The 729-nt window shown below is 65.0% G+C and carries 1 protein-coding gene; it reads left to right on the forward strand.

Annotated elements, in window-relative coordinates:
- Positions 1-246: 246 nt before the first annotated feature.
- On the forward strand, positions 247-729 hold a 483-nt coding region (locus AAE045_RS23485), incomplete at its 3' end, for a cation:proton antiporter domain-containing protein (protein WP_455549722.1).

Consider the following 729-nt stretch of genomic DNA (forward strand, 5'->3'; position numbering starts at 1 on the left):
GCCGCTGGCCGGCACCACCGAACATCGCGGTCACCGCCTGAAAAACGCACATGCCCCGGTCCCCCGGGGCATGTGCGTTTGGGCCGCCGAAATGCCGGGATCTGCGCATTCATCGCAGCGCGCCTTCGCTGTCCCGGACAGCACATGACCTGACCACGGGGACATAGCAGCATTGCGGGCAAGGATGTTTGCCCGGACCGGCCGCATCGGTGAAAATCGGGGCACCCCCCATCTTTGCGAGCCCCGATGCACCATGACACCGACCTGATCAACATCGTTGCCGTTGGCCTTGGGCTCGCCTTCATCTTCGGCGCGCTGGCCAACAAGCTGCGTTTGTCTCCCCTGGTCGGTTATCTGATTGCAGGCATCTGCGTAGGCCCGTTCACCCCCGGCTTCGTTGCCGACCAGGCCCTGGCCAACCAGCTGGCCGAGATCGGTGTGATGCTGCTGATGTTCGGGGTCGGCCTGCATTTCTCGCTGAAGGACCTGATGGAGGTCAAAGCGATCGCCATCCCGGGTGCGATCGGCCAGATCCTGGTCGCCACGCTGCTCGGCTGGGGCCTGGCCGCGTTGATGGGCTGGCCGGTGATCTACGGCGTGGTGTTCGGTTTCTCGCTGGCCACCGCCAGTACCGTGGTGCTGCTGCGCGCGATGGAAGAACGGCGCCTGCTGGAAACCACGCGCGGCAAGATCGCGATCGGCTGGCTGATCGTGGAAGACCTGGCCTGC

The sequence above is a fragment of the Dryocola clanedunensis genome, assembly GCF_038405435.1.
GTDB classification, from domain to species: domain Bacteria; phylum Pseudomonadota; class Gammaproteobacteria; order Enterobacterales; family Enterobacteriaceae; genus Dryocola; species Dryocola clanedunensis_A.